Annotated in this window: 20 protein-coding genes; 12 read left to right on the forward strand and 8 right to left on the reverse strand. The window is 67.8% G+C overall.

What is annotated here, in order from left to right:
- Positions 1–26 precede the first annotated feature (26 nt).
- From BHD05_RS04430 to BHD05_RS04455, 6 genes are all read left to right on the forward strand, one after another.
- Positions 27–1,214: an NAD(P)/FAD-dependent oxidoreductase gene (locus tag BHD05_RS04430; RefSeq protein WP_161885360.1), complete on the forward strand. Its 1,188-nt coding sequence runs from the start codon at positions 27–29 to the stop codon at positions 1,212–1,214.
- A complete protein-coding gene (locus tag BHD05_RS04435) occupies positions 1,211–1,558 on the forward strand; it encodes a (2Fe-2S)-binding protein (RefSeq protein ID WP_236966647.1) in 348 nt (115 codons plus the stop codon). The genes BHD05_RS04430 and BHD05_RS04435 overlap by 4 nt, the downstream gene beginning before the upstream one ends.
- Positions 1,551–3,047 (forward strand): NAD(P)/FAD-dependent oxidoreductase, encoded by a 1,497-nt coding sequence (locus tag BHD05_RS04440; protein WP_161885361.1) that lies wholly within the window; start codon positions 1,551–1,553, stop codon positions 3,045–3,047. The genes BHD05_RS04435 and BHD05_RS04440 overlap by 8 nt, the downstream gene beginning before the upstream one ends.
- Positions 3,044–3,964, forward strand: coding sequence for a dihydrodipicolinate synthase family protein (locus tag BHD05_RS15875; protein WP_161885362.1), 921 nt, complete (start codon positions 3,044–3,046; stop codon positions 3,962–3,964). The genes BHD05_RS04440 and BHD05_RS15875 overlap by 4 nt, the downstream gene beginning before the upstream one ends.
- 63 nt (positions 3,965–4,027) lie before the next feature.
- Positions 4,028–5,029: a proline racemase family protein gene (locus BHD05_RS04450; RefSeq protein WP_161885363.1), complete on the forward strand. Its 1,002-nt coding sequence runs from the start codon at positions 4,028–4,030 to the stop codon at positions 5,027–5,029.
- Positions 5,030–5,057: 28 nt separating this feature from the next.
- Positions 5,058–6,554 (forward strand): aldehyde dehydrogenase (NADP(+)), encoded by a 1,497-nt coding sequence (locus tag BHD05_RS04455; RefSeq protein WP_161885364.1) that lies wholly within the window; start codon positions 5,058–5,060, stop codon positions 6,552–6,554.
- A gap of 353 nt (positions 6,555–6,907) precedes the next feature.
- Here BHD05_RS04455 and BHD05_RS04460 read toward each other — a convergent pair whose 3' ends face one another.
- The 4 genes from BHD05_RS04460 to BHD05_RS04475 all read right to left on the reverse strand — a co-directional run bounded on the left by BHD05_RS04460 (position 6,908) and on the right by BHD05_RS04475 (position 10,334).
- Entirely contained in the window at positions 6,908–8,503 is a 1,596-nt protein-coding gene (locus tag BHD05_RS04460; protein WP_161885365.1) for a DEAD/DEAH box helicase, read from the reverse strand.
- Positions 8,504–8,744: 241 nt separating this feature from the next.
- Positions 8,745–9,347: a DUF1684 domain-containing protein gene (locus BHD05_RS04465; RefSeq protein WP_161885366.1), complete on the reverse strand. Its 603-nt coding sequence runs from the start codon at positions 9,345–9,347 to the stop codon at positions 8,745–8,747.
- 173 nt (positions 9,348–9,520) lie between these two features.
- Entirely contained in the window at positions 9,521–9,736 is a 216-nt protein-coding gene (locus BHD05_RS04470; protein ID WP_161885367.1) for a hypothetical protein, read from the reverse strand.
- Between the two features lie 133 nt (positions 9,737–9,869).
- Entirely contained in the window at positions 9,870–10,334 is a 465-nt protein-coding gene (locus tag BHD05_RS04475) for a hypothetical protein (RefSeq protein WP_161885368.1), read from the reverse strand.
- Between the two features lie 157 nt (positions 10,335–10,491).
- Between BHD05_RS04475 and BHD05_RS04480 the strand changes: the two genes are divergently transcribed.
- Positions 10,492–10,794: a DUF427 domain-containing protein gene (locus BHD05_RS04480; RefSeq protein WP_161885369.1), complete on the forward strand. Its 303-nt coding sequence runs from the start codon at positions 10,492–10,494 to the stop codon at positions 10,792–10,794.
- Positions 10,795–10,860: 66 nt separating this feature from the next.
- Here the strand turns inward: BHD05_RS04480 and BHD05_RS04485 are convergent, their stop codons facing one another.
- The 4 genes from BHD05_RS04485 to BHD05_RS04500 all read right to left on the reverse strand — a co-directional run bounded on the left by BHD05_RS04485 (position 10,861) and on the right by BHD05_RS04500 (position 14,260).
- Positions 10,861–11,343 carry a SprT-like domain-containing protein gene (locus tag BHD05_RS04485; protein ID WP_161885370.1) on the reverse strand — a complete coding sequence of 161 codons (483 nt, stop codon included), beginning with the start codon at positions 11,341–11,343 and terminating at the stop codon, positions 10,861–10,863.
- 124 nt (positions 11,344–11,467) lie between these two features.
- A complete protein-coding gene (locus BHD05_RS04490; protein ID WP_161885371.1) occupies positions 11,468–11,971 on the reverse strand; it encodes a hypothetical protein in 504 nt (167 codons plus the stop codon).
- 29 nt (positions 11,972–12,000) lie between these two features.
- Positions 12,001–13,158, reverse strand: a complete 1,158-nt coding sequence (locus tag BHD05_RS04495) for a PQQ-dependent sugar dehydrogenase (RefSeq protein ID WP_236966648.1) — start codon at positions 13,156–13,158, stop codon at positions 12,001–12,003.
- Positions 13,159–13,354: 196 nt separating this feature from the next.
- Entirely contained in the window at positions 13,355–14,260 is a 906-nt protein-coding gene (locus tag BHD05_RS04500) for a spermidine synthase (RefSeq protein ID WP_202614291.1), read from the reverse strand.
- A gap of 6 nt (positions 14,261–14,266) precedes the next feature.
- Here BHD05_RS04500 and speB point away from each other — a divergent pair, with 6 nt between their 5' ends.
- From speB to BHD05_RS04525, 5 genes are all read left to right on the forward strand, one after another.
- On the forward strand, positions 14,267–15,277 hold the full coding sequence (speB, locus tag BHD05_RS04505; RefSeq protein ID WP_161885373.1) for an agmatinase: 1,011 nt from the start codon (positions 14,267–14,269) through the stop codon (positions 15,275–15,277).
- A gap of 306 nt (positions 15,278–15,583) precedes the next feature.
- Positions 15,584–16,270: a hypothetical protein gene (locus tag BHD05_RS04510; RefSeq protein ID WP_161885374.1), complete on the forward strand. Its 687-nt coding sequence runs from the start codon at positions 15,584–15,586 to the stop codon at positions 16,268–16,270.
- A gap of 88 nt (positions 16,271–16,358) precedes the next feature.
- On the forward strand, positions 16,359–16,838 hold the full coding sequence (locus BHD05_RS04515) for a signal peptidase I (protein ID WP_161885375.1): 480 nt from the start codon (positions 16,359–16,361) through the stop codon (positions 16,836–16,838).
- Positions 16,839–17,056: 218 nt separating this feature from the next.
- Positions 17,057–20,548, forward strand: a complete 3,492-nt coding sequence (rpoB, locus tag BHD05_RS04520) for a DNA-directed RNA polymerase subunit beta (protein ID WP_161885376.1) — start codon at positions 17,057–17,059, stop codon at positions 20,546–20,548.
- 47 nt (positions 20,549–20,595) lie between these two features.
- Complete coding sequence (locus BHD05_RS04525) at positions 20,596–24,477, forward strand: DNA-directed RNA polymerase subunit beta' (protein WP_161885377.1); 3,882 nt, start codon at positions 20,596–20,598, stop codon at positions 24,475–24,477.
- Positions 24,478–25,107 lie beyond the last annotated feature (630 nt).

A 25,107-nucleotide genomic window follows, 5' to 3' on the forward strand; every position in this document is an offset into this window, starting at 1 on the left:
TATAAGTCGATCGGAAGGAGAGGCGTATGGCGAACGATGTCATCGTGATCGGCGCGGGCATCATCGGTGCCGCCTGCGCCCGGGCCCTCGCGGTCGCCGGGGTCGCGGTCACCGTGGTCGATCGCGGCACGACCGCAAGTGGCACCTCCGCCGCCTGCGAAGGCAACCTTCTCGTCTCCGACAAGGGCCCGGGCCACGAGCTCCAGCTCGCCCAGTACGCGTCCTCCCTCTGGGACGGCACCGTCGCCCGCCTCCGCGAGGAGCTCGGTCGGGGATTCCCCTCGCTCGAATTCGACCGCAAGGGCGGCTTGGTCGTCGCCACGACCGCCGCGGGCGCCGGCCCGCTGCTCGACTTCGCGGCGCTGCAGCGAGGCGCGGGAGTCGAGGCGCGGGTGCTCGACGCTGCCGAGGCCAGGGAGCTTGAACCCGACCTGACCGACTCGTTCCAGGCTGCTGTGTTCTACCCGGAGGACGCCCAGGTGCAGCCGGCCATCGCGACCGACGCCCTCATGGCATCCGCCCAGCAGTATGGCGCGCGGCTGCTCGAGAACACCGCCGCGACCGGCGGCATCCGCGATTCGTCCGGCGCCCTCGTCGGGGTTCACACGCCGCAGGGCCCGCTGCGCGCCTCGCGCGTGCTCATCGCCGCCGGCCCCTGGTCGGGCGAGGTCGCCGAGCTGCTCGGCGTCGCGCTGCCCGTGCGCCCGCGCCGCGGCGAGCTGCTCGTGACCTCGCGCATGCCGCACCGCATCTTCCACAAGGTCTACGACGGCGACTACGTGGGAGCCGTGGGGTCGGATGCCGGCGACCTGCAGACCTCGAGCGTCGTCGAGTCCACCGCCGCTGGCACCGTGCTGATCGGGTCGTCCCGGCAGCAGAAGGGCTTCGACTCGCGGCTCGAGGTCGAGGTGCTCGGCCAGCTCGCCGCGAAGGCGCTCAGGCTGTTCCCGTTCCTCGCCGGAGCCCAGGTGATGCGCAGCTACGGCGGCTTCCGCCCCTTCATGCCCGACCACCTCCCGCTCATCGGTGAGGACCCGCGCCTGCCCGGACTCTGGCACGCGACAGGCCACGAGGGCGCGGGCATCGGCCTGAGTCTCGCGACCGCGGAGCTGGTGCGCGACCTCATGCTCGGAACTCCGACCCGCATCGACGCGGCTCCGTTCCAGGCATCCCGCGCCTCGCTGCTGCCGCACCTCACCGGGGTGGCGGCGTGAGCCCGCGGATGCTGCCGGCGGGCGACGACCCGATCCGCCCCGCAGCCTCGACCCCGGTCGCCATCACCCTCGATGGGGAGCGCCTCGAGGGCATCGCCGGGCAGAGCATCGCCGGGGTGATCCTCGCCAGCGGGCAGCTCGGCTTCCGCCGCACCTCCGCCGCGGGCCGCCCGCGGGGCATCTTCTGCGGAATCGGCGTCTGTTTCGACTGCATGGTCGAGGTCGACGGCGCCAGGGACGTGCGCGCCTGCCAGCGCCGTGCGGTCGACGGCAACGCGGTCACAACCCAGCACGACGCGCTTCCGGTGCCGCCGAGCTCGGAGCGGGGCGGCAGCGATGACTGAGGTGCTCATCATCGGCGCCGGACCCGCGGGGCTCGCCGCTGCGCGCGCGGCCCGGCGGCGCGGCGCATCCGTCGTCGTCCTCGACTCGAGCGACCAGCTCGGCGGCCAGTACTGGCGCCACCTCCCGGCCGAGCGCCCGTCCGCGCGGGAGCACACCCTGCACCACCACTTCCGGCAGTTCGAGGCCCTGAGCCGCGAGCTCGACGACGACGCCGGATGCCGCATCCTGCGCAACGCCCAGGTCTGGGCGATCGAGCAGGGCGGTGGGTCGGGCGCATCCGCCACCGCCGGCACCCTCCCGGGCGCATCCGCGGGGCCAGGCACCGTTCACGTGCTCCTCGGCGAGCCCGACGGAGCGAACCGGGAGCGCCTCGTCTTTCGCCCTGACCGTATTGTGCTCGCCACCGGCGCACACGACCGCACCCTGCCCTTCCCCGGCTGGGACCTCCCCGGGGTCTTCACCGGCGGTGCCGCGCAGGCCCTCGCCAAGGGAGAGCGCATCGTCGTCGGCGACCGTGTTGTCGTGGCCGGCGCCGGACCGTTCCTGCTTCCCGTCGCCGCCGCGCTCGCGAAGACCGGATCGGGAGTTGTCGGGGTCTTCGAGGCCAGCGGCGCCCCCGCCCTCGCCCGCGGCTGGCTGCCCCGGCCCTGGCAGCTCGTCAGCGCGGGCGGCAAGGCACTCGAGCTTGCCGGCTACGTTGCAGGGCAGCTCCGGCACCGCATCCCCTACTCCACGGGCCGCGCGGTCGTCGCCGCACACGGAACCGACCGGGTCGAGGCGGTCACGATCGCCGACGTCGACGCCGACTGGGTGCCAATCCCCGGCACCAGACGGCGCATCGCCGCGGATGCCGTGTGCGTCAGCCACGGGTTCACCCCGAGACTCGAACTCGCCATCGCCGCCGGCTGCGCGCTCAGCCCGGAGCGCTTCGTCACGGTCGACGACGGCCAGCAGACCACGGTCGCGGGCGTCTACGCCGCGGGCGAGATCACCGGAATCGGCGGCGTCGACCTCGCGCTGGCCGAGGGCGAGGTGGCCGGGCACGTCGCGGCGGGAGGTGCCGCCTCTGACCCGTCGGTCGGCGGGGCCGTCCGCCGCCGCCGGGTGTTCGCGAGCTTCGCGCGCCGCATCGAGGCCGCCCACGGCATCCGTCCCGGCTGGCCCGCCATGCTCGAGTCCGACACCATCGTCTGCCGCTGCGAAGAGGTGACCTACGGCCGCCTCTGCAGGGTCGCCGACAGCACCGCCTCCCGGTCGCTGCGCGCGCTGAAGCTCAGCACCCGCGCCGGCCTCGGCATCTGTCAGGGCCGCATCTGCGGGCGATCCGTCGAGGAGCTGCTTCAGGCGCGCACCGGCGGTCTCGGCGATGGCTCGTCCACTGACCGCCGGCCCATCGCCGCGCCCATCCGACTTGGGGAACTCGCCGCGGGAACCACCGCGCACCCCGACACCTACGACCTGGCCGATGAAGCGAAAGGGACGCAATGACCGACAAAACATTCGACTTGGGAGGCGTCATCGTCGCGACCACCCTCGCCTTCAAGGACGACGCCTCGGCGCCCGGCGGCCTCGCCGTCGACTACGACAAATTCGCGGCGCACTGCGACTGGCTCATCAACAACGGATGCCGCGGCGTGGGCCCCAACGGGTCGCTCGGCGAGTACTCCTCCCTCACCGACGAGGAGCGCCGCAAGGTCGTTCAGGTCGCCGTCGAGACTGTCGGCGACCGCGGTCTCGTCGTCGCGGGAGTGCACGGCGTCGGCTGGCACCAGGCCAGGAAGTGGGCCGAGTATGCCCAGGAGGACGGCGCCGACGGCGTGCTGCTGCTCCCGCCGACGATCTACCGGGCGAATGAGTCGGAGGTCATCGAGCACTACACGAGGGTCGCCGAGGTCGGGATGCCGATCATGGCCTATAACAACCCCTTCGACACCAAGGTCGATCTTGTGCCCTCGCTCGTCGCGAAGCTCGCCGAAATCCCGGAGGTCGTGGCGATAAAGGAGTTCTCGGCCGATATTCGCCGGGTGCTCGAGATCAAGGAGCTGTGCGACATCGACGTCATCTGCGGCGCCGACGACCTGCTGTTCGAGTCGCTTGTGGCGGGCGCGACGGGCTGGTTCGCCGGATACCCGAACGCGTTCCCGCGCGAGGCCGTCGAGATCTATGACCTCGTCAAGGCCGGCCGCATCGACGACGCCCTCGAGATTTATCGGATGCTCGTCGCGGTGTTCCGCTGGGACTCGAAGACCGAGTTCGTGCAGGCCATCAAGCTCTCGGTCGACATGGCCGGCGGCAGCTACGGCGGCGCGACCCGTCCGCCGCGCGGCCCGCTGAGCCCGGAGAACGAGGCGCAGGTGCGCGCGGACACACAGCGCGCTCTCGACTTCCTCGCCGCCCGTCGCTAGGTGTATCTGACCAATCTTGAGGTGATGTGACCGGATCCCCGGTCGCAGTGAAAGGATTGCCCGATGCGAAGCACCCGCATGCTCACCGCCGTCGACTCCCACACCGAGGGGATGCCGACCCGTGTCATCACGGGCGGCGTGGGCGTGATCCCCGGCGCGACCATGAACGAGAAGCGCCTGCACTTCATCGAGCACCTCGATGACATCCGGCTCTTCCTCATGAACGAGCCGCGCGGGCATCCGGCGATGAGCGGCGCGATCCTGCAGCCGTCGACGAGACCCGACGCTGAGTGGGGCGTGATCTACATCGAGGTCTCCGGATGCCTGCCGATGTGCGGCCACGGCACGATCGGCGTCGCCACCGTGCTTGTCGAGACCGGAATGGTCGAGGTCGTCGAACCGGTCACCACGATCCGGCTGGACACCCCAGCCGGACTCGTCATCGCACGGGTGGCCGTGCGCGACGGCCACGCAGACTCCGTCACGATCGAGAACGTGCCCTCCTACAGCGTGCGGCTCGACGCGACCGTCGAGGTGCCTGGCTTCGGCAACGTGCCGTACAGCCTCGCGTTCGGTGGAAACTTTTACGCGATGGTCGACCTCGACGCCGTCGGACTGGAGTTCGACCGTTCTCAGCAGCCGGAGATCCTCGCGGCCGGCCTGGCCATCATGGCCGCGATCAACGAGTCCGATCCGCCGTCGCATCCGACGATCGACGGCGTTGATCACTGCCACCACGTCGAGTTCATCGCCCCCGGATCGGATGCCATCTTCAGCCGGCACGCGATGGCGATCTATCCTGGCTGGTTCGACCGGTCGCCGTGCGGCACCGGCACCTCGGCGCGCATGGCCGAGCTCTGGGCGCGCGGCGAGCTCGCACTCGACACCGACTTCGTCAATGAGTCGTTCATCGGGTCGATCTTCGTCGGCCGGCTGATCAAGGAGACGACGGTGGAGGGCATCCCCGCCGTCATCCCCACCATCACCGGGAGGGCCTGGGTCACTGGAATCGGGCAGTACCTGCTCGATCCAAGCGACCCGTTCCCGACCGGGTTCCAGTTCTGATTTGTAGCATCCGACCGTGAGGAGCACCATGACCAGCACATCCCTGGACGAGCTCGAAATCATCGCCGCCCGCGCCGAGCACGTCGCGGCCGAGTGGGCGGAGACATCGCCGAGCGACCGTGCGGCGGCTCTCGTCGCCGCGGCCGACGCCCTCACGGCATCCGCGCCCGAGCTCATCGCCATCGCCATGCAGGAGACCGGGCTCGCCGAGGCACGCCTGGCTGGCGAGCTCAAGCGCACCGCAGTACAGCTGCGGCTGTTCGCCGAGGTCGTGCTCGACGGCGGCTACCTCGACGTGCGCATCGACGAGGCCGATCCCGACTTCGTGCTCGGCCCACGTGCCGACCTGCGCCGCTACCTGATCCCGCTCGGGCCCGTGCTCAACTACGCCGCGAGCAACTTCCCGTTCGCGTTCTCGGTGGCCGGCGGCGACACCGCCTCGGCCCTTGCCGCCGGCTGCCCGGTCATCGTGAAGGCGCACTCCGGGCATCCGCGGCTGTCGGAGGCTACTGCCAGGGTTGTGAACCACGCCCTCGCCGGCGCCGGTGCGCCCGACGGCATCCTGCAGGTCGTGATGGGGCAGGATGCCGGGGTCTCACTTCTGCAGGACGCACGCATCCAGGCCGGCAGCTTCACCGGGTCGATCCATGCCGGGCAGCTGCTCGCCGGGATCGCCGCGGACCGCCCGACACCGATCCCGTTCTACGGGGAACTCGGCAGCGTGAACCCCGTCTTCGTGACGGCCGACGCGCTCGCCGAGCGGGGCGAGCAGATCGCCGACGGCTTCGTCGCGAGCGTCAGTGGATCGGCGGGGCAGCTGTGCACCAAGCCCGGCTTCCTCTTCGTTCCCAGCGGGCACGGGCTTGCAGAGGGGCTCGCCGAGCGCGCAGGACAGGTGCCGGAGCACCGTCTGCTGTACCCAGGCATCGCGAAGGGGTTCCGTGATCGCCGGGACACTATCCTCGCGACGAACGGGGTCAGCGTGATCGCCGAGGGGTCGTTGCGGTTTGATGACGCGGGCCAGGGCTGGGCGACGCCGACGCTCGTCAGCGTGAGCGCCGCAGCGCTCGTGGATGCCGAGGATGCGCTCCTCGGGGAGGCCTTCGGCCCACTCGCGATCGTCGTCGAGTACGAGAACGACCACGAGCTCGCCGACCTTGCCGACGAGCTGTTCGCGGGTAACCTCACCGGCACGGTGCACGCCGCAGCGGGGGAGACCAGCCTGCCGCTGCGCAAACTGGTCGACTGGCTGAGCCGCCACACCGGACGCGTGCTCTTCGGCGGTTGGCCGACTGGTGTCGCGGTGACTCCGGCGATGCAGCACGGCGGACCGTGGCCGGCGACGACGAGTGACTCCGGCACGTCGGTGGGAACCGCGTCGATCTCGCGGTTCCTGCGCGCGGTCAGCTATCAGGGTGCGCCGGATGAGCTCCTGCCCGAGCCGCTCCGCGACGACAACCCGTGGGATGTGCCGCAGCGCCGGAGCCCGGCGGGCGAGTCGCCCGGCTGGGGGTCGCGGGCGTAGGCAGTGCAGCGCCGAGCTGGTTGAGCGGGGGTGTTAGCGGGTAGTCCGCCGGTTCGCGACATGCGCTCCTGTCAAGGCAGCGGCCGGTCGCAAACCAGCGGCACCGTCATCGGCGGTGCCACCGAGTGGCACTGCCGCCGAGTTGCCCGCTGGTGTCATGCGATACCACCGGTATCCAGCACAAGAGGGCAACTCGCGGATGCTGGACCTGTCCCGCTCTCGCGGAACCAGCCCAGCTCGTCGTATCGGCGGGACGCATGTGCGCCCGTCCGAAGTGTTCGGCCGGCAGAACGGGTGACGCCCTGCCGAAGTATGGTGCGGCCGGACGACGAAGCGCCCGGCCGCCAGGTCAGCTAGCGGCCGCCGCCGCGACGGCGTCCGGCGCCGCCCTGCGACATGCCGACGAGTCCGCCACCGCCACCGGCGCGACCAGCTCCGCCGCCGTTGCGGCTGCCGCTGCGGCTGCCGCCATCGGCGCCGGCCGGACGCGCGGACGACGTGGGCGCTGCGCCCTCGCCGCTCGCGGTGCTGTAGAAGCTGCGCGATCCGCCAGCGGCCGGACGGCCGCCACCGGCGCCACCCGAGGCGCCGCCCGAACGAGCACCGCCGGAGCGGCCTCCGCCGGAGCGAGCGCCGCCACTGCGGGCGGGAGCGCCGTCGCGGTTCTCGCGCTTGCGCTGGGCGTTGGCACCCTGCGAGCGTCCGCCCTGAGACTGTCCGCGGACGGGCTGCTCGGCGCGCGGCACCGGCTTCACGTATGCGGCGATGTCGCCGACCAGGGCGGCAACGGCCGGCGATGCCGCGCTGACCTGCTGTGGGATGACCGTGATGGCGGCCTTGCGCAGCAGCGCCGCGGTGTCCTTGCGCTGGGCGGGGAGCACGAGCGTGACGACCTCGCCCTCCTTGCCGGCGCGGGCGGTGCGGCCCGAGCGGTGCAGGTATGCCTTGTGCTCGGCCGGCGGGTCGACGTGGATCACGAGTTCGATGTCATCGACGTGAACGCCGCGCGCCGCGACATCCGTCGCCACGAGCACACGCACGCTCCCCTCGCCAAACGCGGCGAGGTTGCGGTCGCGCTGTGGCTGGGACAGGTTGCCGTGCAGGTCGACGGCGGGGATGCCGGCGTCGCTGAGCTGCTTGGCGAGCTTCTTGGCGTGGTGCTTCGTGCGCATGAACAGGATGCGGCGGCCGGTCCCCGAGGCAAGCTTCTCGATCAGCAGGCGCTTGGCCTCGACCGACTCGACCTCGAACACGTGGTGGGTCATCGCCGAGACGAAGGAGTTGGCCTCGTCCACGGAGTGCAGCACCTCGTTGTGGAGGTACTTTTTGACGAGCTTGTCTACGCCGTTGTCGAGGGTGGCGGAGAACAGCATCCGCTGTCCCGTGTTCGGCGTCTTGTCCATGATGCGCGTGACGACGGGCAGGAAGCCGAGGTCGGCCATGTGGTCGGCCTCGTCGAGCACGGTGATCTCGACCGCGTCGAGCGATACGAGGCCCTGCTTCATGAGGTCCTCGAGGCGGCCGGGGCACGCCACGACGATGTCGATGCCCGACTTGAGGGCGGCGACCTGGCGCTGCTGCGAAACGCCACCGAAGATCGTGGTGAGCTTCAGGTTGTAGGTGGCGGCGAGCGGCTCCATGGCCGTGGTGATCTGGGTTGCGAGCTCGCGCGTCGGGGCCAGGATGAGGCCGAGCGGGCGTCCGGGGCGGCGGTTGCCGCCGGCGAGCTTGCCGCCGAGGCGCGCGATCATCGGGATGGCGAACGCGAGCGTCTTGCCGGATCCCGTCTTTCCGCGGCCGAGCACGTCGCGGCCGTTGAGGGTGTCGGGCAGGGTGTCCTGCTGGATCGGGAAGGGCGAGTCGATGCCGGCCTTGGACAGCGCGGCGACGATCGGAGCCGGGACGCCGAGTGTGGCGAACGTGCTTTCGAGCGTGGTTGTTTCAGACAAGAAGGTGCCTTTCGGGCAGATGCTGGTCCGGCAGCGCGGCTGGCGCGCAAGTGGACCCAGAATGGCGAAGATGGCGATGGCCACATCCGTTCGCCGTAAGAAAATGTCTACGAACCGGATGCCTGAGTCAGGCGTTTCCGATGAGAAGAGTTAGCGTTCTCCGACGCAAGGAACCCGACAGCGGATTCGCAAGTGACCCCAGCCTAGCAGGTGGCCTCGGCTGCGCCGCGAGGGTCGCTTCTCAGTGCCGCTCGCCCACCGGGATCTCGACGGCGACCGTGTTGCCTGGCTGCGCGAGCGGGCAGGCCCACGCGGGGTCGTAGGCGCAGGACGGGTTGTAGGCGAAGTTGAAGTCGAGCACGAGCGAGTCGGGGGCGCTCCCGACGCCGAGGTCCGCCCCCTTGACCGTGTCGAGGAGATAGCGTCCGCCGCCATAGGTGCCGCCGGGCCTTCCCGCGAGCGCATCCTTCACCGGGACGAACAGCCCTCCGCCGTAGCTCGCCAGCCGCCACACATCGAGCGGGCCGACACCCGGAACATCCACGACCCCGACGAGGTCGAACGGAACGATGCCGTCGGTTCCCGTCTCGACCTCGAACCGGCGCGGCTCGACCGGCACCACCGGCACCTCGAAGCGCCAGTCCGGATCGTAGGGCTTGACCTTCAGGCCGGTGAATTCAGCGAGGTCGGCGGGCAACAGGGGAGTGGACGGATGTCCGGCGAACAACCGATCCCGCTCCCGTCGCCACAGGTCGTGGGCCGCATACAGGTCGGTGGCGTGACGCACCTCGGTGTAGAGGGCGAACACGCGGCGGCGCCAGTCGGCGATCTCGAGAGCGATCATGAGTCGAGGCTAACTGCGGCAGGCTGTGACGGGGCTCCCCGCGGACGGGGAGAGGCTCGCGAGTTGCCCGAATGTGTCGCTTCTTCGGCGGGTGTGGCGGCTTAAGTGGGCGACTCGCGGATGGGGGCGGTGGACGCAGACTGCCCGGTTGCCGCCTTATCCAGGTCAGTCGGTCAGCCGGTGACCGTGTGGCGCCGCGCGAAGAACCTCCGCACGCTCGCGTCATTGAACCGCACTGTCGTCGAGCCGACCGCGAACGGGGCCGTCACCCCCGCCGATGGAGTGACCGCAACTGGCGGGCTCGACGCCAGGGACTTCTGGACCGGGATCGATCCGGTGACTGGCGGGACAACGGTGGGCCCGGCATCGCCGAAGAATGCTTTTGTCATTGTTCCCCCTCGTAAGACGGTCGAGCGGGAGTGCCGCGTCGACCGGTGAATGAGAGGAGTCAAACTTCTGCACCCCCGCCCGGGCAAGCCATTGACAGGCCGGTCACCGCGGCTTCCGAGCATTGATCCGCGCTTACCAGTGGCGCGCGAGGGCCTTCATCCGCAGTGCGCGGTACTGCCAGAAAACCCAGTACATCGGCCACAGGAGCGGGCTGAGAACACCCGCATCAAAGACCAGTTGATCGCGATAGAGCGTGCCGCCTCCGTGCGCGGGGGCCACGGCCATGGTGTGTTCCCAGTAGTTGACGGCGGTGAAGATGCCGCTCACTCCGTAGCCGGTGTCCTGCACGAGCCTCGTGTGGCCGTGTGCCGGCGGATACGAGATCGCGATGACCTGCTCGCCGAGGGGGATGACGCCGAGCCCCTCGACCCGCACCGGATGCTCGCCCTCGGACCACTGCTCCTGGAATCCATCGGGCTCGAGCGAGTGAAAGACCATCAGGGGCGCGGAGACGCTGCGCAGTCCGGCCGGGGACCTGATCGCACGCCACGCGGCATCCGGTTCGCAGTCGAGGATGAGTTTGAGGAGAACACGCATGTGGCCAGTCTCGTCCTCGCGGCGACGGAGTACAACGTGGCCAGTCGTGCGTCACCCGTGAGTCGCCTCAACGCGCTGCGCCCGCGGGAATTCGCCGCGAAGTCGCGCTGTTCGGCCAATCAGAGCATTCGTTCGCATCGACTCCGGAGGTATACCCATGAAGGCAACTGTCAACGGCACCGTCATCGCCGAAGCACCCCAGGAAGATCTGATCAAGATTGAGGGCAACTGGTACTTCCCGCCCTCGAGCGTCAACGCGGAGCTTCTGACCAAGAGCCCCACCGCGTACCACTGCCCGTGGAAGGGTGACTGCCAGTACTTCAACGTTCAGGACGGCGAGACGTCGCTGCAGGACCGCGCCTTCAGCTACCCCGCCCCGTACCCCACGGCGTTCGACCGCGTCGGCAAGGACTTCAGTGGCTACGTGACCTTCTGGAAAGAGGTCAAGGTCACCGAGTAACCACCGCGGCACGCGTGGACCGGGCGGCGTGGAGCGCTGCCCGGTTTTCCGTGTCGGGCTCCAGTCTTATCCGGCCGCACGTTGCCGCGCTGCAGCCGAGATGAACCGCTCCGACCACGCGATGAGGTTTGCCGGGTCGAACTTCTTCGCGCACCGCCCGCAGGCCAGCGCCCGGGCGGGCTTGCGGTACCGGTAGTGCGCGTGCCCGCCGGGACACACGCCGACCCAGGGGGCGAGCTCGTTCGCGATCGCGCCGTCGTGCAGCCGCTTTCCCTCGTAGCCCAGCTCTCGGGCAACCCGCTTCCAGTTCGGCCCGTGGCCGGCCGCCGACCCCGCCATCGCATGCGCGACCTCGTGGAGCAGCACTTGGTGGATCTCGTCGTCGTCGTAGCGGGCGGCGAGATAGCGCGACACGGTGATGCGTTTATGGGTGAAGTTGCACAATCCGGCGCGCGTCTTCGCGGCGTCGAACCCGAACGACCACGTCGCATCGAGGTGCAGGGTGATGAGAGCATCCGCCCACCGCCGCACACGATCTAGTTCTGCCACGCCTCGAACATAACCCGGCACCGCCGACATTGGCCATCTCGCCCCGCGGCCTGTTGATGGTTCGCCGCGACGGGAGGCTGTGCACCCGAGTCGGGAGCTGGGGCGCGAGAACCCGCGCCGGGCCTCAGGTCGGTTCGGTCAGCATCCGCCGCATGATGGTCTCGAGCGCCTCGTCGAGTGCGGTGAGCTGCTCCGGGGGAGCGCCTTGGCTTGCACGGAGTTTGACGAGCTCCGAGATGGTCGAGCGCGCCTCCTCGAGTCGGCGCAGGTCGACGAGCACGCTCGCGAGTTGGTACAGAGCGGATGCCTCGAGCTCGCCCCATGCCTCGGTGTGCGCGGCGAGGCTGCAGGCCTTGACCTCGTTGAGGGCTCGGTCGAGCGATCCCTTGTCCTGCAGCACGCGTGCGCGCCGCAGTCGGGCGGCGGTCACATCCTCCCGGTCGCCCGTGAAGAAGGCGAGCCGGTAGCTCTCCTCGGCGGTCGCGAGGGCCTCGTCGAGCCGACCGAGCACCCGCAGCAGATCGGCGCGTTCGGCGACGGCGGCGGTGCTCCTCGCGGTGCCGAGTTCGTCGAGTCGAGCCTGGGCAGTGCGCAGGTCGGGCGTATCGTGAAGGCTATTGCTGGTCATTGACAAAAGAATATCCCCGACTGGGCGGTTCACCCCTCGACTGGGGGCGCGAGTCGGACCTCAATGATTTTATCGTCGCCCTCGGTGGGCTCGCCGCGGCCGTCGGTGTTGTTCGTGAGCATCCAGAGGGTGCCGTCGGGGCCCGCCGCGACGTCGCGAAGGCGCCCGAACTCGCCCTGAAAGTAGGCGACGGAGTCGATGGTCTCCTCGCCCGGGTAGATCGCCCAGACGCGCTCGCCACGCAGAGCGGCGAGGAAGAACGTGTCACGCACGAAGGCCAGCCCGCTCGGGCTCGCCTCGGATGTCGCCCACTGCTGCACCGGGTCGACGAAGTCGTCGACGCTCGCGATGCCTTCGACCTCGGGCCAGCCGTAATTCTGCCCGGGAAGAATCACGTTGAGCTCGTCCCACTGGTTCTGGCCGAACTCGGCGGCCCAGAGCAGGCCGTCCCTGTCCCAGGCGAGCCCCTGCGAGTTTCGATGGCCGAGGGAGAAGACGAGCGAGTCGGGGAACGGGTTGTCGGAGGGGACCGCCCCGTCGGGCAGCATCCGCAGGATCTTGCCGCCGAGCGACGCCACATCCTGCGCCCGGTCGGGCTCGCCCGCGTCGCCGGCGGTCGCGTAGAGCATGCCGTCGGGGCCAAAGGCGAGACGGCCGCCGTTGTGGGTGGTGGACTTGGGGATGCCGATCAGCACGTCCTCCGGGACGCCCAGGCTGTAGGCGCCTGGGTCGCCCTCGAGCGGCATCCGCACGATCCGGTTGTCGTCGGATGCGGTGAAGTAGGCGTAGAGCCAGGTGGTCGCCGCGGCGTCGGCCGATTCGTCGTCCTCCGCCGCGAGCACCGCGAGCCCGAGAAGTCCGCCCTCGCCGCCGGGCACGACTCCACCGACCACGCCGGCATCGCGCACCTCGCCCGTCGCGGTCAGCTCCATGACCCGTGCGGAGTCGCGCTCGCTGATCAGGGTTGAGCCGCTCGCCAGTCGCACCATCGACCACGGTGCGGTCAGGCCGGTCGCGATCACGGTTGTGTCGCCGACGGGCTGCACGGGTCCGGCATCCGGGTCGCCGGTCTCGCTCGGCACCGGCGGAACCGGCGTGGGCTCCTCAGCCGGCCCCGAGCATCCGGCCAGCACGACGACGGACGCGACGAGACCCGCCCCCCACGCGCTGCGCCACATTTTCGTCATCCTTTCATCATTCAGGAGGTGAGGGCCACGCGGGGGGATTTGACAGCGAGTCCTGCGGCTGGGCGGCTTCTTCTGGCGCGAATTGCCGCACAAGGCGGCATTTGTGGGCGGACGACGGGTAGCCGGACGGATGCTGCGCCGACCCGCTCCTGAATAATGAAAGCAGCGGAGAGTCGCCGACAGCCGGAGTGGGCGCTCAGGAGCCGCCGCGGGTCTGGAAGATGTTCTTCGCGGGCGGCGGCGACGGGATCGCAGTCGCATCGGTCACGATCGGGGCGCCGGCAATCCAGTCGGCGAGCTCGCGCCCGGCGATGACCTTCGACGGATGCGGCCCCCCGGCCAGCAGCCGCGGCATCCAGTCGAGCGGAAGCGGCTGGTTCGAGCCGACGAGCACCACATTGCCGAAGCGGCGCCCCTTGAGGATCTGCGTCTCGGCCAGCGCGGCGACCTCGCCGACCGCCGAGAGAAGCGTCGCCGCCTGCCCGCGGGCGAAGGCGAGCCCCGGACCGTCGGCAACGTTCACCGCGACGACGCCACCCGGCGCGAGCAGTGTCGCGACCTCGCTGTAGAACTCGATGCTCGTCACGTGCGCCGGCGTTCGCGCACCGGAGAACACGTCGACGACGACAAGGTCGGCGCTGCCCCGCAGGCCCGGTGGCAGCTTCTCGACGACCACGCGTGCGTCGCCGTGCCGCACCCGGATCGATGCCTGCTTCGGCAGCGGGAGCCTGGCGCGCACGAGATCCACGAGCTCCATCTCGAGCTCGATCACCTGCTGCCGCGATCCGGGCCTCGTCGCGTGGATGTAGCGCGGCAGGGTGAACGCCCCGGCGCCGAGGTGTACCGCCGTGATCGGCTCGCCGGGCATCCCGAGCTGATCGATCACGTGTCCGATGCGCTGCACGTATTCGAAGAACAGCTCGCTCGGGTCGTCGACGTTGACGTGCGACTGCGGCGTGCCATCGACGATGAGAGTGAACGCGCCCGGCACCCAGCGATCGGGTTCTATCACGGCGTGGAAGCCGCTGAGCTTCAGGTGGGCGGAGGGGAGATCGGTCACGCTTCGAGGGTCCCACACCCACGCGCTCACCACGACTACCATTCGTGCATGACAGCTCCCAAGCGCGACGTTCCCCCCGGCCTCCGCAAGCAGCTCGACGCGCAGTCCTACGTCGGGCCGGCGACGTTCGGAATGCGTCCGCTGCTCACCGAGCCGGAGCAGCTCGACGAGTGGCAGCCCGACGTCGCGATCGTCGGAGCCCCGTGGGACGACAACACCACCAACCGCCCCGGCGCCCGCTTCGGTCCGCGCTCGCTGCGGGCAAACGCCTACGACCCCGGCACCTACCACCTCGACCTCGGCATCGAGATGTTCGACCACCTCGAGGTCGTCGACTACGGCGACGCCGTCACGAGCCACGGAATGTGGGAGCTCTCGAAGAAGGCCGTGTACGACAGGGTTCAGGATGTCGCCAGCCGCGGCATCGTGCCCGTCGTCATCGGCGGCGACCACTCGATCACCTGGCCGGCGGCCACGGCCGTCGCCGAGCACCACGGGTACGGCAACGTCGTCATGATCCACTTCGACGCGCACGCCGACACCGCGAACATCCTCGAGGGCAACCTCGCGAGCCACGGCACCCCGATGCGGCGCCTGATCGAGTCGGGCGCCATCCCCGGTCCGAACTTCATCCAGTGCGGCCTGCGCGGATACTGGCCCGGCGAGGAGGACCAGAAGTGGATGCGCGACAACGGCCTCAAGCACTTCATGATGCAGGAGTTCTGGGAGCGCGGGGTTCGCCCCGTCATGACCGACGTGATCGCCGCGGCGCGGGAGCGGGCGGATGCTGTGTACCTGTCGATCGACATCGACGTGCTCGATCCGGCGTTCGCGCCCGCGACCGGAACGCCGGCGCCCGGCGGATTCGCCCCCATCGACCTGCTGCGCGTGGTGCGCCAGATCGTGCTCGAGACGAATGTGATCGCGATGGACGTCACCGAGGTCAGCCCGCCGTATGACCACGCCGACGTGACCGTCAACAATGCGCATGGGCTGATCTGGGAGGCGCTCGCCGCGCTCGCCTGGAAGAAACGGGACGCCGCGCGCTCGGCAATGTGAAATTTGCTCTTGCTTCACCTCGTCGAAGATGATTGAATCTTGATTTAAGATCAGAAATCCACGATCCGACAGACGATGTCGCTTACCCGCTTCCGTCTCTGTCTGTCCGAGAAGGCCGTCTCGCCGATGTGACGGCCAGTAGTAACAGCAGATTCGCGCCTCACCCGGGGTGCCACTGCGCCCCGCCCCAGGCTGCCGACCGACGGTCGTCTGCGCGCGCCGACGCCACCTGTGCGCCGCGCGCGTGCTCCGTCACCGCTGTGGCCCAGCGGGATATTCGACGCGCCACAAACACAAAGGATGTACATGTTGAAGAAATTCACCGCACGCGGCACCGCACTCGTCGCCTCAATCGCCCTCCTGGGCGGTGCGGCCTTCGTCGCATCGGGAACGACCGGCGCCTACTTCAGTGACACCAAGCAGGGAGTCGTCACCGGCAGCATCGGATCCATCGCGGTTGGCACCGCCGGCGGCTCGGGTGCAGCGGGCCTCGACCTCGCCTTCTCGAAGATGCTCCCCGGCGAGGCGCAGACTGTCAGTGCCAACTACCGCAACACCGGCAATACCGCGCAGGACGTCTACATCGTGTTCAACAACGCGACGGCGCTGAGCACCTTCAACAACCTCGGGTCGTACGGCGAGGCGCACCTGTCCGCGAACGGAGCCGCGCTGTTCGACTCGGTGAACCTCAACGATCGCGCCGCCACCTGTGGGACCTTCGCCCCGACCGGATGCTGGCCGCTGAAGTCCCAGTACCTGCTGGCCAGCAACGTGCCGGTCAACGGCACAGGGACGGTGTCGTTGACATTCAACTACGCCAGCAAGATGAAGGGCGCACCCGCGGCCTTCAACTCCTATCCGGCATCGACGCAGCAGTACTCCGACACGCTCAACTCGAGCGACCAGACGACGGTCAAGGCCGCGGATGGCGCGGGCACCGGTCTGCCGTACCAGATCGTCGCCACCCAGCTGGGAGTCGCGCCCGGCCAGTAGCAGGCCCGGGTGGGGTGTCGCGGCCGGCTGGTCGCGGCACCCCGCCATTCCCGAAAACCTGAATGCGGGCAACTGAACGGAGAACCCAGTGCGCAGACGCAACCTTGTCGTGTCGCTGCTGCTCGTCGCGGCCGCCCTCGCGGTGTTCGCGTTTGTTGCCTCCGGCCAGTTCCCCTACCGTGCTTACGCCGTGCTCACCGGGTCGATGGACCCCACCTTCGCGTCGAAGAGCCTCGTCGTCGTGCTCGAGGACGACTATCGCGCCGGTCAGCCCATCACTTTCGAGCACAATGGCGCACTCGTCACCCACCGGCTCGTCACGGTGAACCCGGATGGCTCGGCGACGACGAAGGGGGACGCGAATGCAACAGTCGACCCGTGGACCGTTCCCGCCGAAGCGATCGTCGGCGGGGTGGTGGCCGCAGTGCCCGAGCTGGGGTACTGGCTGGTCTACCTGAGGAACCCGGTCGGCCTGGTGTCCCTGGGGCTCAGCGCGCTCGTCTGCTGGCAGATCTGGTCCCTGGCGGGCACCCCGACGCGCGACCCGCACCACCCCTCCACACGCTGAGAGTTCGCAGTGCTTATAACCGATTCCGGGAATCAGGTCAAGAAACGAGTGGACACGGCGCGCCAAAAGGGCCTATGCTGGATCCTTGCGCTTCCAGTACCCCACGCCTTCATATTGCGGTCGGCATTGCCTGTACGAACACGTTTCTTACAGCCATCCTGCGAAGCAACAATCACACCGACTGTAACTGGCCCGACGGCCCACCGGAGGTTATTTCCTTGGCTGCTGCGAAAAACGCAACCACCAGCAATTCACTCAAGAACGGACGCACCGCATCGCGTCTCTCGTTCGCCAAGATCAGCGACAACCTGACGGTTCCCGATCTGCTCGCGCTGCAGACCGAGAGCTTCGACTGGCTTGTCGGCAACGACCTGTGGAAGACGCGCGTCACCGACGCGCAGGCCGCCGGTCGCCAGGATCTTCCGACCCGGAGCGGACTCGAGGAGATCTTCGAGGAGATTTCCCCCATCGAGGACCTCGGCGAGACGATGCAGCTCTCCTTCGCCAAGCCCGAGCTCGAGCCGGAGAAGTACACGATCGACGAGTGCAAGGAGCGCGGCAAGACCTATTCCGCTCCTCTCTACGTCGAGGCCGAGTTCATGAACCACCTCACGGGTGAGATCAAGACTCAGACGGTCTTCATGGGTGACTTCCCCCTCATGACCGAAAAGGGAACGTTCATCATCAACGGCACCGAGCGTGTCGTCGTTTCGCAGCTGGTGCGTAGCCCCGGCGTGTACTTCGACCGCGCGCAGGAGAAGACGTCCGACAAGGACATCTACTCCGCCCGCATCATCCCGAGCCGCGGTGCGTGGCTCGAGTTCGAGATCGACAAGCGCGACCAGGTCGGCGTTCGCATCGACCGCAAGCGCAAGCAGTCGGTCACCGTGTTCCTCAAGGCCCTCGGCCTGACCAGCGAAGAGATCATGGAGGAGTTCAAGGGCTTCGCCTCGATCGAGCTCACCCTCGAGAAGGACAACATCCTGACCAAGGATGAGGCGCTCAAGGACATCTACCGCAAGCTCCGTCCGGGAGAGCAGGTTGCTGCCGAGGCCGCGCGTGCGCTCCTCGACAACTTCTACTTCAACTCCAAGCGCTACGACCTCGCGAAGGTTGGTCGCTACAAGATCAACCGCAAGCTCGGTATCGAAGCCGCGCTGTCCGACTCGGTCCTGACCGTCTCCGACATCATCGCGACGATCAAGTACCTCGTCTCGCTGCACGACGAGCGCAAGACCATCGAGGGCGTCCGCGAGGGCAAGGCTGTCGACATCCGTCTCGACATCGACGACATCGACCACTTCGGCAACCGTCGCATCCGCGCCGTCGGAGAGCTCATCCAGAACCAGGTGCGCACCGGCCTGTCCCGCATGGAGCGCGTCGTTCGCGAGCGCATGACCACGCAGGACATCGAAGCGATCACCCCGCAGACCCTGATCAACGTGCGCCCCGTCGTCGCCGCGATCAAGGAGTTCTTCGGCACGTCGCAGCTCAGCCAGTTCATGGACCAGAACAACCCGCTCGCGGGCCTGACCCACAAGCGTCGCCTCTCGGCCCTCGGGCCCGGCGGTCTGTCGCGTGAGCGCGCCGGCGTCGAGGTTCGAGACGTCCACCCCTCGCACTACGGCCGCATGTGCCCGATCGAGACCCCGGAAGGCCCGAACATCGGCCTGATCGGTTCGCTCGCCTCGTTCGCTCGCATCAATGCGTTTGGCTTCATCGAGACCCCGTACCGTCGCGTCGTCGGCGGCAAGGTCACGACCGACATCGACTACCTCACCGCGAGTGAGGAAGACGAGTTCGTCGTCGCGCAGGCCAACGCCCCGCTGACCAAGGACAGCCACTTCGCCGACCCCCGCGTGCTCGCACGTAAGAAGGGTGGAGAGGTCGACCTCATCCCGGTCGAGGACATCGGCTACATGGATGTCTCGCCGCGCCAGATGGTGTCGGTCGCGACCTCGCTCATCCCGTTCCTCGAGCACGACGATGCGAACCGCGCCCTCATGGGTGCGAACATGCAGCGCCAGGCTGTCCCGCTGCTGCGCAGTGAGAGCCCGCTCGTCGGAACCGGCATGGAGGGCTACGCGGCCATCGACGCCGGCGACGTGCTCACCGCCGAGAAGGCCGGAGTCGTCTCCGAGGTCTCCGCCGACGTCGTCACCGTCATGCTCGACGAGGGTGGCACCAAGGACTACTACCTGCGCAAGTTCGACCGCTCCAACCAGGGCACGAGCTACAACCACCGCGTCATTGTCAGCGCGGGTGACCGCGTCGAGATCGGCGAGGTCCTCGCCGACGGTCCCGCGACCGAGAACGGCGAGCTCGCGCTCGGCAAGAACCTCCTCGTGGCGTTCATGTCGTGGGAGGGCTACAACTTCGAGGACGCGATCATCCTGAGCCAGAACCTGGTGAAGGACGACGTGCTGTCGTCGATCCACATCGAAGAATATGAAGTGGATGCCCGCGACACGAAGCTCGGCAAGGAAGAGATCACTCGCGACCTGCCGAACGTCTCCCCGGAGCTGCTCGCAGACCTCGACGAGCGCGGCATCATCCGTATCGGCGCCGAGGTCCGCCCCGGCGACATCCTCGTCGGCAAGGTCACGCCGAAGGGCGAGACCGAGCTGAGTGCCGAGGAGCGCCTGCTGCGCGCGATCTTCAACGAGAAGAGCCGCGAAGTGCGCGATACGTCACTCAAGGTTCCCCACGGCGAGCAGGGCACGATCATCGCCGTCAAGGAGTTCAACACCGAGAACGACGATGAGCTCGGCTCGGGCGTCAACCAGCGCGTTGTCGTCTACATCGCCCAGAAGCGCAAGATCACCGAGGGTGACAAGCTCGCCGGTCGTCACGGCAACAAGGGCGTCATCTCCCGCATCCTGCCGGTCGAGGACATGCCGTTCCTCGCCGACGGAACCCCCGTCGACATCGTCCTGAACCCGCTGGGTATCCCCGGACGAATGAACTTCGGCCAGGTTCTCGAGACTCACCTCGGGTGGGTCGCGAAGCAGGGCTGGGAGGTCGAGGGCAAGCCAGAGTGGGCCGCGAACCTTCCGGAAGAGGCGTTCTCCGCCGCTCCCGGCACGAAGGTCGCCACCCCGGTGTTCGACGGCGCGCTGGAGGCCGAGATCGAAGGCCTTCTGGACTCGACGACGCTCACCCGCGACGGCGACCGCCTGATCGACTCGTCCGGAAAGGCCCGTCTGTTCGACGGCCGTTCCGGTGAGCCGTTCCCGCAGCCCGTGGCAGTCGGATACATGTACATCCTCAAGCTGCACCACCTCGTCGACGACAAGATCCACGCTCGCTCGACCGGACCGTACTCGATGATCACGCAGCAGCCGCTGGGTGGTAAGGCACAGTTCGGTGGACAGCGCTTCGGAGAGATGGAGGTCTGGGCCCTCGAGGCCTATGGCGCCGCCTACGCACTCCAGGAGCTGCTCACGATCAAGTCCGACGACATCCTCGGCCGCGTCAAGGTGTACGAGGCGATCGTCAAGGGCGAGAACATCCAGGAGCCCGGCATTCCGGAAAGCTTCAAGGTTCTGATCAAGGAGATGCAGTCGCTGTGCCTGAACGTCGAGGTCCTCTCGGCCGACGGCAGCGCGGTGAGCCTGCGCGACACGGACGACGAGGTCTTCCGTGCCGCAGAGGAACTCGGCATCAACATCTCCACCAGGTTCGAGAACTCGTCCATCGACGACATCTAAAACCCGGCCCGATAAAGACTTTCGTTTTCCAAGGAAAGAAGTAAACATTGCTCGACGTTCACGCGTTTGACGAAATCAAAATCGGTCTCGCTACCGCCGACGACATCCGTCGCTGGTCGCATGGTGAGGTCAAGAAGCCCGAAACGATCAACTACCGCACGCTGAAGCCTGAGAAGGATGGTCTCTTCGGAGAGCAGATCTTCGGGCCGAGCCGTGACTGGGAGTGCTCGTGCGGAAAGTACAAGCGAGTCCGGTTCAAGGGCATCGTGTGTGAGCGCTGCGGCGTGGAGGTCACCAAGTCCTCCGTGCGCCGCGAGCGCATGGGCCACATTGAGCTCGCCGCACCGGTCACCCACATCTGGTACTTCAAGGGTGTGCCGAGCCGTCTCGGTTACCTGCTCGACATGGCGCCGAAGGACCTCGAGAAGGTCATCTACTTCGCCGCGTACATGATCATCTCGATCGACGAAGAGGCACGTCACGCCGACATGCCCGGACTCGAGAACGAGCTCCGGCTCGAGATCAAGGCACTCGAGGGACAGCGCGATTCGCGCATCGCCGATCGCCTGTCACGTCTCGAGACCGACCTCGCCGCACTCGAGGCCGAGGGCGCCAAGGCCGACCAGAAGCGTCGCACGAAGGATGCCGCCGAGAAGGAGATGGGTCAGGCTCGCAAGAGCTTCGACGAGCAGATCGCCCACCTCGAGCGCGTCTGGGACGACTTCCGCGGCCTCAAGGTCGGGGAGCTCAAGGCGGAGGATGCTGTCTTCCACGAGCTCCAGGACCGCTTCGGCATCTACTTCAGCGGCTACATGGGCGCCGAAGCGATCCAGAAGCGCCTGCAGGCGTTCGACCTGGCGGCGGAGAGCGACTCGCTCCACCTCCAGATCGCTGAGGGCAAGGGCCAGAAGAAGATCCGCGCGATCAAGCGACTGCGCGTGGTCAACTCCTTCCTCCAGACCGGCAACTCGCCGGCCGCCATGGTGCTCGAGGTCGTCCCGGTCATCCCGCCGGAGCTTCGCCCGATGGTGCAGCTCGACGGTGGCCGCTTCGCGACCTCCGACCTCAACGACCTCTACCGTCGTGTGATCAACCGCAACAACCGCCTGCGTCGTCTGCTTGACCTCGGTGCTCCCGAGATCATCGTGAACAACGAGAAGCGGATGCTGCAGGAGGCCGTTGACGCGCTGTTCGACAACGGTCGTCGTGGTCGCCCCGTCACGGGAACCGGCAACCGCGCCCTCAAGTCCCTGAGCGACATGCTCAAGGGAAAGCAGGGTCGTTTCCGCCAGAACCTGCTCGGCAAGCGCGTCGACTACTCGGGCCGTTCGGTCATCATCGTCGGCCCGCAGCTCAAGCTGCACCAGTGTGGTCTGCCCAAGCAGATGGCACTCGAGCTGTTCAAGCCGTTCGTGATCAAGCGCCTGATCGACCTGAGCCACGCTCAGAACATCAAGAGCGCCAAGCGCATGGTCGAGCGTTCGCGTCCGCAGGTCTGGGACGTGCTCGAGGAGATCATCCGCGAGCGCCCCGTGCTGCTCAACCGCGCGCCCACCCTTCACCGCCTGGGCATCCAGGCGTTCGAGCCTCAGCTCGTTGAGGGCAAGGCCATCCAGCTCCACCCGCTCGTGTGTGCGGCGTTCAACGCCGACTTCGACGGCGACCAGATGGCGGTCCACCTTCCGCTGTCGGTCGAGGCCCAGGCCGAGGCGCGCATCCTGATGCTCGCATCGAACAACATCCTGAAGCCGTCGGATGGCCGTCCGGTCACCCTGCCCACGCAGGACATGATCATCGGTCTGCACCACCTCACGACCCTCAAGGAAGGCGTAGTCGGCGAAGGCCGCGCGTTCTCCTCGGTCGCCGAGGCGATCCTCGCGTTCGACCAGCACTCGCTGGACATCAACGCGAAGGTGCGCATCCGTCTGTCCGACGTGGTCTTCGCCGAGGGTGCAGAGCCTGCCGGGTACGTTGCCGGCAAGCCGATCACCACCGAGACGACGCTGGGTCGCGCGCTCTTCAACGAGACGCTCCCCGCCGACTACCCGTACGTCGAAGAGGTCACCGACAAGGGCCAGCTCTCCGCGATCGTCAACGATCTCGCCGAGCGGTACCCCAAGGTCGAGGTCGCTGCGGCGCTGGACCGCATCAAGGACGCCGGTTTCTACTGGGCGACCCGCAGCGGCGTGACCGTCGCGCTCTCCGACATCCTGACCCCGCCGAACAAGCGCGAGATCATCGGTGGCTACGAGAAGCAGGCCGCGAAGGTTCAGTCGCAGTTCGAGAAGGGCCTCACGACCGACGCCGAGCGTCGCCAGGAGCTCATCGAGATCTGGAACAAGGCCACCGCCGAAGTCGCCACGGCGATGGAAGCGAACATGCCCGACAACAACACGATCAACCGCATGGTCACCTCCGGTGCCCGTGGTAACTGGATGCAGGTTCGCCAGATCGCCGGTATGCGTGGACTCGTGTCGAACCCGAAGGGTGAGATCATCCCTCGCCCGATCATCTCGAGCTACCGCGAGGGGCTCTCGGTCGCCGAGTACTTCATCGCGACGCACGGTGCCCGCAAGGGACTGGCCGACACGGCCCTCCGTACGGCCGACTCGGGGTACCTCACGCGTCGTCTCGTCGACGTGTCGCAGGACGTCATCATCCGCGAGGACGACTGCGGCACCAGCCGTGGACTCAACCTCACGGTTGCGACGCCGGATGCGAACGGAGTGCTGGTCCTGGACCCGAACTTCGAGAGCACCCTCTACGCCCGCAGCCTCGCCGAAGACGCGGTCGACGCGTCGGGCAAGGTCGTGGCGAAGGCTGGCGACGACATCGGAGACGTGCTGATCGAGGAGCTCATGGCGGCGGGGATCACCCACGCCAGGGTTCGTTCGGTGCTCACCTGTGAGTCCGCCGTCGGTGTCTGCGCGGCCTGCTACGGCCGTTCGCTGGCCACCGGCAAGCTCGTCGACATCGGTGAGGCCGTCGGTATCATCGCGGCCCAGTCGATCGGTGAGCCCGGAACGCAGCTCACCATGCGTACCTTCCACACGGGTGGTATCGCTTCCGCCGACGACATCACGCAGGGTCTGCCCCGCGTGACCGAGCTGTTCGAGGCACGTACCCCCAAGGGTGCATCCCCGATCGCCGAGGCCGCCGGACGCATCACGATCGAGGACACGGACCGCAGCCGCAAGCTGATCCTGACCCCCGACAACGGTGACGAAGCGATCGCCTACCCGGTGCTCAAGCGCGCGACCCTCCTCATCGAGGATGGCGAGCACGTCGAGCTCGGACAGCAGCTGCACATCGGCGCGATCGACCCGAAGGAAGTTCTCCGGGTTCGCGGTGTTCGTGCGGTTCAGGAGCACCTCGTTGGTGGAGTGCAGGGTGTCTACCGTTCGCAGGGTGTGCCGATTCACGACAAGCACATCGAGGTCATCGTTCGCCAGATGCTTCGCAAGGTCACCGTCGTCGACCACGCCGACACCGACCTGCTGCCGGGTGAGCTCGTTGACCGTCTCAAGTACAACGAGATCAACCGTGCTGCGCTGACCGAGGGCAAGAAGACCGCCTCGGCCCGCCAGGAGGTCATGGGTATCACCAAGGCCTCGCTCGCGACCGAGTCGTGGCTGTCGGCCGCATCCTTCCAGGAGACCACGCGTGTTCTCACGCAGGCCGCCATGGAAGGAAAGTCCGACCCGCTCATGGGCCTCAAGGAGAACGTGATCATCGGAAAGCTGATCCCAGCCGGAACCGGTCTCCCGAAGTACCGCAACGTGAGCGTCGAGGCGACGGAAGAAGCCAAGGCCGAGCGCTACCCGAACCGGATCTTCACCGACGAGTCGGTGTTCAGCGAGTCCGACCTGTCGTTCGTCGACTTCGAGAGCTTCAGCTCGGACGACTACACGCCGGGTACGTACCTGTAGCCAGTAGTTAGCACCACAAAGGGCCCCCGCAGAACTGCGGGGGCCTTTTGCGTCGGCAGAGCAGCGCGCTCAGGCGTCTCTGCTGGTTGAGCAGCGCGCTCTGGCGTGCGTGTCGAGACCGAGCGGGCTGGTCGAGCAGTGCGATCTGGCGTGCGTGTCGAAACCGAGCGGGCTGGTCGAGCAGCGCGCTCTGGGGTGCGTGTCGAAACACTCGGCTGACTGCGCGGGCCGCGGGCGGCGGGCGGCCGGCCGCGGGCGGCGGGCGGCGGGCGGCCGGGTCGAAATCCGGTCAAGGCTGCCCGTGACGTAGGGCGCGCGTGTCGCTGGATGCTGCTGCCCCGAAACATCGCCGAGTACGCTGTAGTGGTCGTTGGGGTGGTCGGTTCAGCGACCACTACTCCGTTGTCGGCGAGTGGTTGGTAGAACTTCTGCTGGTTGAGCTGCGCGCTCTGGCGCGCGTGTCGAACCACTCGGCTGAGTGCGCGGGCCGCGGGCGGCCGGGTCGAAATCCGGTCAAGGCTGCCCGTGACGTAGGGCGCGCGTGTCGCTGGAGGCTGCCGCGGCGAAATATCGCCGAGTACGCAGTAGTGGTTGTTGGGGTGCTCGGTTCAGCGACCACTACTCCGTATT

Origin of the sequence: Marisediminicola antarctica, from assembly GCF_009930795.1 — a bacterium.
In the GTDB taxonomy this organism is placed as follows: domain Bacteria; phylum Actinomycetota; class Actinomycetes; order Actinomycetales; family Microbacteriaceae; genus Marisediminicola; species Marisediminicola antarctica.